Here is a 12,921-nt window from a genome sequence, read left to right as displayed (position 1 = left end):
GCTCCGCGGACCTCTCTTAGCCCGAAAACCCGATCGATCCTTTCCTATAGGCTCCTATTATCGAGGCTTGGTATTAAACATGATCGCGCACGGCAAATCGGCGTACTTGCTCGTTTAGGTCTCAATGTCTACATGTCTGTCAATAACGATTTGGAGACCGGCATGATTGCTGTCATCGGCACCTTGAACTTTATTATCAACATCGCGTGGTTTCTGATCATCGCGTCAGCCATCTTTTCCTGGCTCTATGCGTTCAACGTCATCAACGTGAACAACCAGGCGATCAACATGATCGGCCGCTCGCTCTACCAGCTGACCGAGCCGCTCTATCGTCCGATCCGCCGGGTACTGCCCAACATGGGTGGCGTCGATCTTTCGCCGCTGGTCGTGCTGGTGATCCTCTATTTCATCCAGCTGTTCCTGAACACGACGATCGCGTCGGCGCTGTTGCGCTGATCCATTGACGAGCCAAGCGTTCACCGCCCACGCCGATCACGTGCGCGTCACCGTTCGACTGACACCGAACGGCGGACGCGACGGGATCGATGGGGTGGAGAGTGGCGCCGACGGACAGGACCATCTCAAGGTCCGCGTGCGCGCCATTCCGGAAAAGGGCAAGGCCAACCAGGCCCTGATTGCCGTACTCGCGAAAGAGATCGGCGTCGCCAAGAACCGCATTTCTCTGATTTCAGGCGAAACACAGCGCAAAAAAATCCTCCGGATCGACACCGACCCGGAGGATGTTTTGAAACGGCTTGCCGAACTGGCCGGCGAATAAGCTACAGCGCCGCGCGTCAAACATGACGCGCAAAGGACGCTGTAACAGCTTAAAGTTGCTGCATAATTTTATCCTTAAATCGATCTCGATTTCAGGAATTATGCAGTGCTTACTTCTTTACGCCCTTGGCGCGCTCGACAGCTTCCTTGATCAGTTGCTTGGCGACGGCGGCATCCTTCCAGCCAAAAATCTTCACCCACTTGCCGGGTTCCAGATCCTTGTAGTGCTCGAAGAAGTGCTCGATCTGCTTGAGCGTGATTTCCGGCAGGTCGGTGTATTCATGCACCTTGTCGTAGCGCTGCGTCAGGTGACCCGACGGAACCGCGATGATCTTTTCGTCCTGGCCGGAATTGTCTTCCATCATCATCACGCCGATCGGGCGAACGTTGATGACGCAGCCCGGAACGAGCGGACGGGTGTTGCAGATCAGAACGTCGATCGGATCGCCATCGTCGGAAAGCGTGTGCGGCACGAAGCCGTAGTTCCCCGGATAGGTCATCGGCGTGTAGAGGAAACGGTCGACGACGAGCGTGCCGGCTTCCTTGTCCATCTCGTACTTGATGGGATGGCCGCCAACGGGAACCTCAACGATCACGTTGACATCTTCTGGTGGATTCTTTCCGATGGAAATCGCGTCAATGCGCATGGACTACTCCAGGGTCAGTTGCGAAGTTTGCCCGTCGGATAAAGGGAAACATGCCGCGATGCAATATAACTTTCGTCCGCAACGCAGATTCAACCGGTCGTTTTGTCGTCGCCGAACGACTGGTACAGTTCCTCAAATCTCGTAGAAGGGAAGTCATGATGAACGGAAAGGTTGCATGCCTGTCGCTGATTCTGGTGTCCGCCGGACCGGCTATGGCCAATGACAGCGCCTATGTCGACGTCAGCCGCGACAAGTGCAAGATCATCGTCGAGGAGCCGGGCATGTACGCCCTGATGACCTGTCCCGGTCATGGCGACTATCCCGTGCATTTCAAGGAGTATGATGCTCGCCAGAGCTTCTCCTTCGGGCATATCAACAAGCGCTATCTCAACGACGCGTTCGAGAGCTTCTTTCCGTTCAATCACGCCGGCACGATGGTGGAGTGGCGCGTCGCCGAGGGCGGCACCCCGGTCGCGACGATCCTGCGCTGGTTCATCGAGAACCCCGATCCGAAGACCGGAGAATCGGTCCCGGCGCTCGAGGGACAGGTTCTCGTCGTCTCCAAGGTGGCCCAGAAGGATGACGGCAAGGGCTGCGTCGCCGGCTATGTCGATGCGCTTGCCAATCCCGATCCCAACGCGGTCGCCCGCAAGGTCGCCGACGAGGTGGCACCGACATTTCGCTGCGGCGTCGACCAGGCGACATTCCACGGCAAACGCGGCGACAAGGCCGCCGAACCCAACAACGAACTGCCGGATTGATTTCGGAAAGAGCGACTGCTGTTACCGCAACAGCCAGAGAAGCCTTGTACGGCAGGCGTCAGTTCCAGGCAAAGCCGACCTTCTTGAGGTGCTTGTCGCCGAAATCTTCCATGCCTTCAGCAATATCGCTGCCGCCGGCCCCCTGGAAGAACTGATAGGCGTGATCGCTGTCTTCGAGGCACCAGACCACCAGCCCCCTGCAGCCGAGTGACCGCAGCAGGCTCTTGGCTTCGCCGAAGAGAACCCGCCCAAGGCCGATGCCCTGGTATTCCGGACGCAGATAGATCTCGTAGATTTCGCCTTCCTGCGGCAGCGCCTTGGCGCGGCTAAGACCGAGGGTCGCGTAGCCGGCAATCGTTCCCGCCACGTCGACGACCAGCAAGGTCGCCGGACCCCGCGTCGCCTTGCGCCACCAGACCTCGTCTCGACGATTGACCATCTGGATCAACGGGCGGTGCGGAATGATGCCGCCATAGGCCTGCAACCATGAAACGCGATGCACGTCGGCAATTGCCGCCGCCTCTTGCGGTTCTCCAGGCCTGACCTCGATCGAAACAGTCTTCATGACTCACGACTCTAAACACACACAGGGCGAACAGGAATCCCGCCCGGGAGCCGCGTCGCGTTAACCCACAGGCAACTTTAACGGCATCCTGTGGAAGGTTAACGCCTTTTTAACTTTATCCGCAAGCCGCCCCCCGCTGGCACACACAGCAAAAAACCCCGGATTGCTCCGGGGTTTCGCCAATTGCTCGTTTTTGTCGGCAGGCGTTTAAGCGGCGCCGGCCGTGCGCGACTTCTCGAAGCGCTTGCGGTCGTTCGAGTCGAGGTACATCTTGCGAAGACGGATCGACTTCGGCGTGACTTCGACCAGCTCGTCGTCCTGGATCCAGGACAGCGCGCGCTCGAGCGTCATGCGGATCGGCGGCGTCAGCTTGACGGCTTCGTCCTTGCCGGAAGCGCGCATGTTGGTGAGCTTCTTGCCCTTCAACACGTTGACTTCGAGGTCGTTGTCGCGCGTGTGGATGCCGATGATCATGCCGGCATAGACCTTCTCGCCGGCGTCGATGATCATCGGGCCGCGGTCTTCCAGGTTGAACATGGCATAGGCGACCGATTCGCCGGCGTCGTTGGAGAGCAGCACGCCGTTGACGCGGCCACCGATCTCGCCCTTGTACGGCTGGTAGGCGTGGAACAGACGGTTCATGACCGCCGTGCCGCGCGTATCCGTCAGCAGTTCCGACTGGTAGCCGATCAGGCCACGGGTCGGAGCAAAGAACACCAGACGGACGCGATTGCCGCCCGACGGACGAAGCTCGACCATCTCGGCCTTGCGCTCGGACATCTTCTGAACGACGACGCCGGAATGCTCTTCGTCGACGTCGATGACCACTTCTTCGATCGGCTCGAGCAGCTGGCCGTTGTCATCCTTGTGCATGACGACGCGCGGACGCGAGACGGCGAGTTCGAAGCCTTCGCGGCGCATGGTCTCGATCAGAACCGCGAGCTGCAATTCGCCGCGACCCGATACGAAGAACGAATCCTTCTCGGAGGATTCCTCGATCTTCAGCGCAACGTTGCCTTCGGCTTCCTTGAACAGACGGTCGCGGATGACGCGGCTCGTGACCTTGTCGCCTTCGGTGCCGGCAAGCGGGCTGTCGTTGACGATGAAGGACATGGTGACGGTCGGCGGGTCGATCGGCTGTGCGGTCAGCGCTTCGGTGACCGACGGGTCGCAGAAGGTATCGGCGACGGTGCCCTTGGTCAGGCCGGCGATCGCGACGATGTCGCCTGCATGCGCTTCTTCGATCGGCTGACGCTCGATGCCGCGGAATGCGAGGATCTTCGAGATACGGCCGGTTTCGAGCAGCTTGCCGTCCTGGCCAAGGACCTTGACCGGCTGGTTCGGCTTCAGCGAACCCGAATGGATGCGGCCGGTGATGATGCGGCCGAGGAAGGGGTTTGCTTCCAGGATCGTGCCGATCATGCGGAACGGACCTTCGGCAACCGTCGGCTCGGGAACGTGCTGAAGCACGAGGTCGAGAAGCGGCGCCATGCCCTGGTCCTTCGGACCTTCCGGGGCGACGTTCATCCAGCCGTCACGGCCCGAACCGTAGAGGATCGGGAAGTCGAGCTGCTCATCGCTGGCGTCGAGGTTTGCAAAGAGGTCGAAGACCTCGTTGATGACTTCTTCGTGGCGGCCGTCCGGGCGGTCGATCTTGTTGATCGCGACGATCGGCTTCAGGCCGACCTTCAGCGCCTTGCCGACGACGAACTTCGTCTGCGGCATCGGGCCTTCAGAGGCGTCGACGAGAACGATGGCGCCGTCCACCATCGACAGGATGCGCTCGACTTCACCGCCGAAGTCGGCGTGGCCGGGGGTGTCGACGATGTTGATGCGCACGCCCTTCCACTCGACCGACGTCGCCTTGGCAAGAATGGTGATGCCGCGCTCTTTTTCGATGTCGTTGGAGTCCATGACGCGTTCGGCAACGCGCTGGTTTTCGCGGAACGAGCCCGACTGCTTCAGAAGCTCGTCGACAAGGGTCGTTTTCCCATGGTCGACGTGCGCGATAATCGCGATGTTACGAATGCTCATTTTTCGTCTCGGAAGGTTTAGGGCACGCCCCAATGGGCCACGCCGCTTTTTCAATGGTCGGGCTCATACAGGTTTTTTTGCGATTGCGAAAGGGGGGCGCGCGCAAGAGCCCAGCTCCGAAGTCCCGACAGGCCATGGGTTTGCAACCGGAAAGGGTCGCGCCAACCGGGTTTGGAAAGGGATCAGCCAAAGCCAAAACGCTCATGCGACTGCGGCCGGATCGAGCGTCACGCGCCACAGTTCCTGGTCCTGCCGATCCATCAGTCGCACCGTCATCTGCTTCGTCTGGCCATTGATGTCGACGATGCCGAAGAACTGCAGGCCGGCGCATGGCGGCAGGTTGCTGTCGACGCCTCCGCCCGATGCCTTGATGAAGCGCACGTCCGGGCCGAACGTCATGTCCAGCTCCTTCGGACCATAGGTGCCGGAATGCAAGGGGCCGGAAACGAACTCCCAGAACGGCAGGAAATCCTTGAAGGCTGCCCGCGACGGGTCGTAGTGGTGCGCCGCCGTGTAATGCACGTCCGCCGTCAGCCAGACGAGGTTGTCGATGGCATTATCTTTGATGAAGCGGAGCAGGTCGGCAAACTCGGTCTCGCGCCCGGTCGGGGGACCGTTGTCGCCATTGGCAATGGCATCGGAACCGCGCCGGTTGGCATGATCGTCCCAGACGACGAGACCGATCGGCATGTCGCAGGCAATCACCTTCCAGACGGCGCGCGAGGCGGCAAGCTCCCGCTTCAGCCAGTCTGCCTGGCGCCAGCCGAAGAGGCCGTCATCGCCCTCCCCCTGGTTGGGGCCACGATAGGAGCGCAAATCGACGAAGAAGACGTCGAGCAGCGGGCCGTAGGCGATCTTGCGGAAGATGCGGCCGGGCTGCGTCGGCGGCGTGCGGATCGGCGTCATCTCGTTGAACGCGCGCGCCGCGCGTGCGGCGTAGACCGCGACGTCTTTTTCCGGATAGCGCGGATCGTCGCTCAGGTCCGTGGAGGCCGACCAGTTGTTCAGAACCTCGTGGTCATCCCATTGATAGAAGGTCGGACAGACGGCGTTGAGGTCACGGACATGGCTGTCGAGCAAATTGTACTTCCATTGACCGCGATATTCCTCGAGCGTGCGCGCCACGTCGCGCTTCTCATGCGTCACCACCCGGTTCTTCCAGATACCGCCGTCGCGAAGGGTGATTTCATCGGGGATGGGATTGTCGGCGTAGATCGTGTCGCCGGAATGGATGAAGAAGTCCGGTTCATGCAGGCGCATGGTGGAATAGGTTTTCATCCCGACATCGTCGATGCCCCAGCCCTGGCCCGCCGTGTCGCCGGACCAGACGAAGCGGACCGAGCGCTTGCGCAACGGCGCAGTGCGAAACCGCCCGATCACCGGCTCGGACACCCGGTTGACGTCGTAAAGATCGGTCGCGGTAAAGCGATAGAAGATGTCCTGGTCGGGCAGGAGATCCTCAAGCGCGCATTTCACCGCACAATCCGTCTGCGGTGTCGCCGTAAGATCGGCGAGACGAACCGGATTGGAAAAACTTTCGGTCGTCGAATATTCGAGCGTCACCCGCGACGGCCTGTCGACCCGCGTCCAAACCATGCCGGAACTTGTATCGACATCGCCCGACTGCACACCATGGATGAATTCCGGCCGGCCGTAGCCGCGGGCATAAAATGGCGTTGCAAGACCGGATGACGCGACAAGGCCGGCAGCGCCGGCAGACAGAAGGAAGGAGCGGCGGGAAAGCGTGGTGAGGATTTCGGCCAAACAAGCCTCCGGTTCGAGCCCTGCGAAAGCGGGATTTCGCGTGCCGGACCTTTGGCGAGTCGCATGTCAGCGGCTTAACAGCGGCGTGAAACTATTTGAACGGTTTCGCGACAATTCGGTGAATGCGGTACCTTCGCACACTTTACGGTAAGCCGCCCCACCGCGATCGCCGCGTCTCTGTTTCCGCAACCTGTCGGCTTGACGCCGCACTGACCGGGACACTAAGGGTAGCGGCGACGGTTCCCCGAAGGATGACTCCGACGGGGATTAATAGGGAACACGGTGAGGACGACCCAAAAGGGACCGAGACCGTGGCTGCCCCCGCAACTGTAAGCGGAATGCCGGATACCCCCGTGGCGCGAAAAGCGCGCCATGCCACTGCGATTGCGTCAAACGCGTTGCGGGAAGGCAGGTGGAAGGCGCCCCATCCGCGAGCCAGGAGACCTGCCGTCAAGCAGAAGATCCAGCGTCACGGGCGGGGTTGCCCGGAACAGGAGTTGTCATGATCCGCATATCCGGCGGCTTTGCGCCCTCTATTTCCGTCCTTCTCGACGTTTACGATCGATTGTCTCCCGAAAATCGCCCGGCCGACTGTCGCCGCTTCGGCTGACCCTTCGCAGCTCACGAGAAGAGAGAACTCCATTGAAAGCCATTTTGAATGCCGTCGGGCGCCGTTGCCCAGTGATTGCCGTTTCCGTGGCACTGCTCATGCCCGTTGCTCCAACGGCCGCTTCGGCGGCCGCAACGAGCTACCCCCTGACCTTAAAAAATTGCGGCCAGGAGGTTACCTTTAAGGCGGCGGCGACGCGCACCGCCTCGATCGGTCAGAGCACCACGGAAATTCTTTATCTTCTTGGCCTCGCAGACAAGGTCGTCGGCACTGCCGTGTGGATCGGCCCGGTCATCGACGGTTACGAAGACGTCAACAACAAAGTCCACCGGCTTGCCGACAACGACCCGAGCTTCGAAAGCGTCGTGGCCACCAAGCCGGATCTGGTGACTGCGCAGTTCCAGTGGCATGTCGGGCCGGAAGGCATCGTCGCCACACCCAAGCAGTTCGCCGAACTGTCGATCCCCGTCTATGTCCCGCCGGCCGATTGCGCCGCCAAGGACAATTCGGCCGGCGGCGACGGCGTGCGCCATAACGCGTTTTCGACGGAGCTGATCTACCAGGAGATCGCCGAACTCGCCGAGATCTTCGACGTACAGGAGCGCGGCGAAACGCTGATCGCCAAGCTGAAGGCGCGCGAGGACGCGGCCCGCGGCAAGATCGCCAAGGCCGACGGCAATCTGTCGGCTGTCTTCTGGTTCTCCAGCGCCGAGATGGACATCGATCCCTATGTCGCCGGCACCAATGGCGCGCCCGGCTACATCATGTCGGCTCTCGGCATCAAGAATGTGGTCTCCACCGAAGAGGAATGGCCGACCATCGGCTGGGAGACTATCGCCAAGGCTGATCCGAAGATCGTGGTGATCGGCAAGATGGACCGCCGCCGTTTCCCCGCCGATGATTGGGAACTGAAGATGAAGTTCCTGAAGTCCGACCCGGTTACCAGCCTGATGCCGGCGGTAAAGGCCGACAATATCGTCGTCATGGACGCGCAGGCGATGAACCCGACGATCCGCACGATCGAAGGCATCGAGGTGCTTGCCGACGCGGTCGAAAAAGCCGGCCTGACGAAGTGAGGTCCACGCCTCTTTCCATCAATCGCACGGGCGCCGTTTTGACGGCGCTCGCGCTGCTCTTCCTGGCGCTGGTCCTCGGTGCCGCCATCGGCGAGACCGCCATTCCGCTCGACGTCGTCGGCAAGACCATCGCCAATCGTCTGTGGGGCGCCGGATACCCGCTTGATGCGATCGACGAGGGCATCATCTGGAACTATCGCCTCAGCCGAGCGGTGGTTGCCGCCTGCTGCGGCGCAGCACTTTCGCTCTGCGGCGTGGTGCTGCAGGCGTTGCTGAGGAACGCGCTCGCCGATCCCTATATTCTCGGCATCTCCGCCGGCGCATCGACCGGCGCCGTGGCCGTCGCCATTCTCGGTATCGGCGCGGGCATGCTGACGCTTTCTCTCGGTGCCTTCTTCGGCGCAGTCTTCGCCTTCGCACTCGTATCGCTGCTGGCGCTCAGAGCAGGCCGCGGCACCGGCGCCATCATTCTCGCTGGCGTCGCCGGCTCCCAGCTCTTCAATGCACTGACCTCCTTCATCGTCACCAAATCGGCCAATGCCGAGCAGGCCCGCGGCATCATGTTCTGGCTGCTCGGCAATCTCTCTGGCGTGCGCTGGCCGGATGTGACCCTCGCCCTGCCGGTCGCACTTGGTGGTCTTCTCGTCTGCCTCTGGCACGCCCGCGCGCTCGACGCCTTCACCTTCGGCGCGGAATCGGCCGCCTCGCTCGGCATCCCGGTCAAACGGGTCTACGTCATCCTGATTTCGGCAACCGCGCTGATGACCGCGGTCATGGTCAGCATCGTCGGCTCCATCGGCTTCGTCGGCCTCGTCATCCCGCATGCGGCGCGCTTCCTGGTCGGCGTGCGCCACGGCCTGCTGCTGCCGGCCGCAGCCCTCACCGGCGCGATCTTCATGATCGCGGCCGATATATTGTCGAGGGTCATCATCCCCGGCCAGGTGCTGCCGATCGGCGTGATCACCGCACTTGTGGGCGCGCCGGCCTTCGCCCTCATCCTCAGCCGCGGGAGGGCGGCGTCATGAGCCTCAAGGCCGAGACCGTCTCCTGGTCGGCCGGCGGCCGGCTGATCGTCGATGCTGTCGATCTCGAGGTTATGCCGGGTGAGTTTCTCGGCATCATCGGTCCGAACGGGTCCGGCAAGACCAGCCTGATCTCGTTGCTGGCCGGCATCCGCCCGCCGAAATCCGGCACCGTCAGCCTCGAAGGGCGCCCGCTTGCGCAAACCACCCGGCGCGATATCGCCCAGCACATCGCGCTGGTCGAGCAGCAGGCGGAAACCACTGAACGCATCACCGCCCGCCAGGCGGTCGAACTCGGCCGCACCCCGCATCTCGGCGCGCTTTCGCCCTGGTCGCGCCGCGACACCGACATCGTCGACCGGGCACTCGAGCATGTGGGCATGAGCGATTTTTCCGGCCGCATGTGGCACACGCTCTCCGGCGGCGAACGTCAACGTTTACATATTGCACGGTCACTCGCGCAGCAGCCGCAGATCCTGTTGCTCGACGAGCCGACCAATCATCTCGACATCCACCACCAGATCGGCCTGCTCGAGCTCGTCCGCGGGCAGCCGCTGACGGTCGTTGCCGCCCTGCACGACCTCAACCACGCCGCCGTCTTCTGCGACCGCATCGCCGTCATGGATCGCGGCCGTATCGTCGCGCTCGGCACCCCGACGGAGATCCTGACGGAAGACCGAATTTTCGCGGTCTTCGGCGTCGCAGCGACGGTCGAGCGCGACGAGGACGGCTCATGCTTCGTGCGCTATCGGCGCCCGCGGCCAAAACTACATCTGATATCCGACACCACGAAGAGACATGACCATGCGCGCTAAACTCGCCGCCGCTCTCATCGCCCTTGGGTTTACTACCGCTCCGGCCTTCGCCGAGACCATCGAAGTGAAGATGCTCAATCGCGGCGAAAACGGCTCGATGGTCTTCGAGCCTGACTATGTCGAACTGAAGCCCGGCGACAGCGTCAAGTTCCGGGTCGGGCACAGGAGCCACAACGCCGCCTCGATCGACGGAATGGTGCCCGAGGGTTACGCCGGCTTCAAGGGCCAGATTAACGAGGAAGTCGAAGTCAAATTCGACACGCCGGGCTTCTACGGCATCAAGTGCTCGCCACATTTCGCCATGGGCATGGTGATGCTGATCAAGGTCGGCGAGGCTGAACTGAGCGAGGCGTTTCGCAAGGCCGAAGTACCCGGCCGGGCGCGCGGCCGCTTGGATGCGATCTTCGCGCGCATCGATCAGGCGAAGGCGGCGCAATGAGCAAACTGGCAGAAAGAGCCAGGCCGGACGCTCGGACAAATTTCGATCTCAAGGACGAGATCCGCGACTACTGGTCGAAGCGTTCCGAAACTTTCGACCTCGCCTTCGGTCACCGCATCCCGCCCGGCCCGGAATTCGATGCCTGGCAGAAGCCGGTACGCACCTTTCTCGGTGCCGAGCCGCTGCGTGTGCTCGAGCTTGCCTGCGGCACCGGCGAAGTGACGCGACTGATCCACGACCTTGGCCACGACGTCACCGCACTCGATTTCTCCGAAGCCATGCTTGCGGTTGCCAGCAAGAAGCACGCCGGCAAGCCGCGCCTGCGCTTCCTGCTTGCCGACGCGGAAAACACCATGGAACCGGACGAAAACTACGACGCCATCGTCTGCCGCCATCTCGTCTGGACCCTGACCCAACCGCAGGCGACGCTTGAGGAATGGTTCCGGTTGTTGAAGCCCGGCGGCAGGCTGCTCGTCTTCGACGGCGACTGGGCCAAACCGACGACAATCGGACGCCTCGCGACCTGGGTGATCCGCCAGATCGATCGGGTGATCGGGCCTGACAATCACTATGACGGGGCGCTTAGCGATCGCCATGCAACGATCATGCAACATCTTCCCTTCGGCGACGGCCTGACGGTCGAGACATTGCTGCCGATGCTGAAGGCTGCCGGCTTCCAGAGCATCGAACAGGTTTCCCACCAGCCCATCTCCGCCGCACAGCGCAAAACGGCAAACCTGCGCAACTGCCTGCGCACCTTCGTCTATCGCCGGTTCATTCTCTGCGCGCATAAGCCGGGCTGAATGGTCGGGTTGCACGGGCGGCGCTTCGGCAACCTCATGGCATTTGCCGAAAGCCCTGCTATGAAGATTGCCGTCTTAGCTGACGGCGACTTTCGCGCCGGGCAATGGACGAAAAGAATCAACTCGCCGCCCGGCGACGTCAGATATCGGCAGGTTCCTCATCGTGTCCCATTCGAACACTCCCACGCGTGATCACCTCGAACAGATCCTGAGCCGGCTCGATGCCCGCCGGAATAATGAGAAAGCCTATGTCAGGCTTTATGCCGAGAGTGCCCGCATCGAGGCCGATGCTGCCGATCGCCGCCGGCAGGCCGGCGCGACGCTCGGGCCGCTCGACGGCAAGATCGTTTCGATCAAGGATCTTTTCGACGTTGCCGGAGAACCGACGCTTGCCGGCTCGATCATCAAGCGCACGGCAGCCGCGCCGCAACAGGATGCCGTCGTGGTCAAGAGATTGCGCGCCGCCGGCGCCGTGATCGTCGGCAAGACCCATATGACCGAATTCGCCTTCACCGCGGTCGGCCTCAATCCCCATTTTCCGGTGCCCGGCAACGCGACAGATGAAAGCCTGATCCCCGGCGGCTCGTCCTCAGGCGCAGCGGTATCGGCAGCAGAGGGCACCTGCGATATCGCCATCGGCTCCGACACCGGCGGCTCCGTGCGCATTCCGGCGGCGCTGAACGGCCTCGTCGGCTTCAAGCCGACCGCCAGCCGCGTGTCCCTCGACGGCGCCTTCCCGCTTGCGCCGAGCCTCGATTCGATCGGTCCGCTTGCGCACAGCGTCAGCGACTGCGCAGCGGCCGATGCAGTGATGGCCGGCGAGCCGGTGACGGCGCTTGTGCCCCGTCCGATTGCCGGCCTGCGCATCGGCGTGCCGCGCGGCCAGCTCCTGACTGAGCTGTCTTCCGAAATTGCCGGAGCCTTTGCGGCCTGCCTTGACCGCCTCACGGCTGCCGGCGCCGACCTAGTCGATTGCAGCATCGACGATTTGATCGAGAAGTTGAGGCAGGCGACCGCGATCGGCTCGATCGCCGGCCTCGAGGCAAGCCGCCTGCATGCCGATTGGCTTTCGGATCAAGATGCGCCCGTCGATGTCAGGGTTTCATCGACACTTCGGCGTCGCATGCTGACACCGCAGGCAGCGCTCGATGCGCTGCTGGAAACGCGAGCAGGCCTGGCACGTGCCATGGGCGAACGGCTCTCCGCCTACGACCTCATCGTCTTGCCGACGACGCCGATCGCCGCGGTGTCGATCGCCTCTGTAGAGGCGGACAAAGCGGAATATGACCGCGTCGAAGGATTGTTGCTACGCAATTGCCAGGTCGCAAACCAGTTCGACCTCACCGCCATCACCCTGCCGATGCCGGGGCTGACCCGCCCTGCCGGGCTGATGCTGGTGGGCAGGAACGGAACGGACAAGACTGTGCTGGCCACAGCCCTATCAGTCGAGGCATTGCTACGGGAGAACTGAGGCGACAGGCTGCTTTTCCGGTCGAACAATCCACGATACGCGACAATTACCGCCGACCCAGGCGGCCCGTTTCGTGTCAGGATGAAATTTAGCCGACGAAGGTGTTCGCGAACCGAACCCGTGGCAATGCAAATTGC

At 62.1% G+C, this 12,921-nt stretch carries 13 protein-coding genes and 1 riboswitch; of the genes, 9 read left to right on the top strand and 4 right to left on the bottom strand.

The annotated features are described in order from the left end of the window. Positions 1–162: 162 nt before the first annotated feature. Both AC244_RS12840 and AC244_RS12835 read left to right on the top strand, forming a co-directional pair. Positions 163–456 (top strand): YggT family protein, encoded by a 294-nt coding sequence (locus AC244_RS12840; protein WP_139109914.1) that lies wholly within the window; start codon positions 163–165, stop codon positions 454–456. A 4-nt stretch (positions 457–460) separates the two neighbouring features. Beyond that, on the top strand, positions 461–778 hold the full coding sequence (locus AC244_RS12835) for a DUF167 domain-containing protein (protein ID WP_053249219.1): 318 nt from the start codon (positions 461–463) through the stop codon (positions 776–778). A 109-nt stretch (positions 779–887) separates the two neighbouring features. Here the strand turns inward: AC244_RS12835 and ppa are convergent, their stop codons facing one another. Further along, on the bottom strand, positions 888–1,424 hold the full coding sequence (gene ppa, locus AC244_RS12830) for an inorganic diphosphatase (protein WP_053249218.1): 537 nt from the start codon (positions 1,422–1,424) through the stop codon (positions 888–890). A gap of 158 nt (positions 1,425–1,582) precedes the next feature. Here ppa and AC244_RS12825 point away from each other — a divergent pair, with 158 nt between their 5' ends. Beyond that, positions 1,583–2,185: a hypothetical protein gene (locus tag AC244_RS12825; RefSeq protein ID WP_053249217.1), complete on the top strand. Its 603-nt coding sequence runs from the start codon at positions 1,583–1,585 to the stop codon at positions 2,183–2,185. 58 nt (positions 2,186–2,243) lie between these two features. Here AC244_RS12825 and AC244_RS12820 read toward each other — a convergent pair whose 3' ends face one another. The 3 genes from AC244_RS12820 to AC244_RS12810 form a co-directional block, all read right to left on the bottom strand. Beyond that, positions 2,244–2,750 (bottom strand): GNAT family N-acetyltransferase, encoded by a 507-nt coding sequence (locus AC244_RS12820; protein WP_053249216.1) that lies wholly within the window; start codon positions 2,748–2,750, stop codon positions 2,244–2,246. Positions 2,751–2,957: 207 nt separating this feature from the next. Continuing rightward, on the bottom strand, positions 2,958–4,784 hold the full coding sequence (gene typA / locus AC244_RS12815) for a translational GTPase TypA (protein WP_053249215.1): 1,827 nt from the start codon (positions 4,782–4,784) through the stop codon (positions 2,958–2,960). 201 nt (positions 4,785–4,985) lie between these two features. Beyond that, positions 4,986–6,548 carry an alkaline phosphatase D family protein gene (locus AC244_RS12810; protein WP_053249214.1) on the bottom strand — a complete coding sequence of 521 codons (1,563 nt, stop codon included), beginning with the start codon at positions 6,546–6,548 and terminating at the stop codon, positions 4,986–4,988. 220 nt (positions 6,549–6,768) lie between these two features. Continuing rightward, positions 6,769–7,015: riboswitch (cobalamin riboswitch) on the top strand. A gap of 241 nt (positions 7,016–7,256) precedes the next feature. Between AC244_RS12810 and AC244_RS12805 the strand changes: the two genes are divergently transcribed. From AC244_RS12805 to AC244_RS12780, 6 genes are all read left to right on the top strand, one after another. Next, positions 7,257–8,234 carry an ABC transporter substrate-binding protein gene (locus AC244_RS12805; protein ID WP_053249346.1) on the top strand — a complete coding sequence of 326 codons (978 nt, stop codon included), beginning with the start codon at positions 7,257–7,259 and terminating at the stop codon, positions 8,232–8,234. Continuing rightward, positions 8,231–9,259: a FecCD family ABC transporter permease gene (locus AC244_RS12800; RefSeq protein ID WP_053249213.1), complete on the top strand. Its 1,029-nt coding sequence runs from the start codon at positions 8,231–8,233 to the stop codon at positions 9,257–9,259. Before AC244_RS12805 ends, AC244_RS12800 begins: the two co-directional genes overlap by 4 nt. Next, positions 9,256–10,071, top strand: a complete 816-nt coding sequence (locus tag AC244_RS12795; protein ID WP_053249212.1) for an ABC transporter ATP-binding protein — start codon at positions 9,256–9,258, stop codon at positions 10,069–10,071. Before AC244_RS12800 ends, AC244_RS12795 begins: the two co-directional genes overlap by 4 nt. Further along, positions 10,061–10,510 carry a pseudoazurin gene (locus AC244_RS12790; RefSeq protein ID WP_414735924.1) on the top strand — a complete coding sequence of 150 codons (450 nt, stop codon included), beginning with the start codon at positions 10,061–10,063 and terminating at the stop codon, positions 10,508–10,510. The genes AC244_RS12795 and AC244_RS12790 overlap by 11 nt, the downstream gene beginning before the upstream one ends. Beyond that, positions 10,507–11,313 (top strand): class I SAM-dependent methyltransferase, encoded by an 807-nt coding sequence (locus tag AC244_RS12785; RefSeq protein ID WP_053249210.1) that lies wholly within the window; start codon positions 10,507–10,509, stop codon positions 11,311–11,313. The genes AC244_RS12790 and AC244_RS12785 overlap by 4 nt, the downstream gene beginning before the upstream one ends. 163 nt (positions 11,314–11,476) lie before the next feature. Next, complete coding sequence (locus AC244_RS12780; protein WP_053249209.1) at positions 11,477–12,784, top strand: amidase; 1,308 nt, start codon at positions 11,477–11,479, stop codon at positions 12,782–12,784. Positions 12,785–12,921: the final 137 nt, after the last annotated feature.

The sequence above is a fragment of the Ensifer adhaerens genome, from assembly GCF_001270265.1.
Classification (GTDB): domain Bacteria; phylum Pseudomonadota; class Alphaproteobacteria; order Rhizobiales; family Rhizobiaceae; genus Ensifer; species Ensifer adhaerens_B.
The sequence above is the reverse complement of the archived record's forward strand: the minus strand, read 5'-3'. Positions and strand labels throughout refer to the sequence as shown.

What these genes read in the sequence shown, in the direction of transcription:
- AC244_RS12840 (WP_139109914.1), top strand. Translation starts at nt 163, where the DNA reads ATGATTGCTGTCATCGGCACCTTGAACTTTATTATCAACATCGCGTGG.
- ppa (WP_053249218.1), bottom strand. Translation starts at nt 1,424, where the DNA reads ATGCGCATTGACGCGATTTCCATCGGAAAGAATCCACCAGAAGATGTC.
- AC244_RS12825 (WP_053249217.1), top strand. Translation starts at nt 1,583, where the DNA reads ATGAACGGAAAGGTTGCATGCCTGTCGCTGATTCTGGTGTCCGCCGGA.
- AC244_RS12820 (WP_053249216.1), bottom strand. Translation starts at nt 2,750, where the DNA reads ATGAAGACTGTTTCGATCGAGGTCAGGCCTGGAGAACCGCAAGAGGCG.
- typA (WP_053249215.1), bottom strand. Translation starts at nt 4,784, where the DNA reads ATGAGCATTCGTAACATCGCGATTATCGCGCACGTCGACCATGGGAAA.
- AC244_RS12805 (WP_053249346.1), top strand. Translation starts at nt 7,257, where the DNA reads ATGCCCGTTGCTCCAACGGCCGCTTCGGCGGCCGCAACGAGCTACCCC.
- AC244_RS12795 (WP_053249212.1), top strand. Translation starts at nt 9,256, where the DNA reads ATGAGCCTCAAGGCCGAGACCGTCTCCTGGTCGGCCGGCGGCCGGCTG.
- AC244_RS12790 (WP_414735924.1), top strand. Translation starts at nt 10,061, where the DNA reads ATGCGCGCTAAACTCGCCGCCGCTCTCATCGCCCTTGGGTTTACTACC.
- AC244_RS12785 (WP_053249210.1), top strand. Translation starts at nt 10,507, where the DNA reads ATGAGCAAACTGGCAGAAAGAGCCAGGCCGGACGCTCGGACAAATTTC.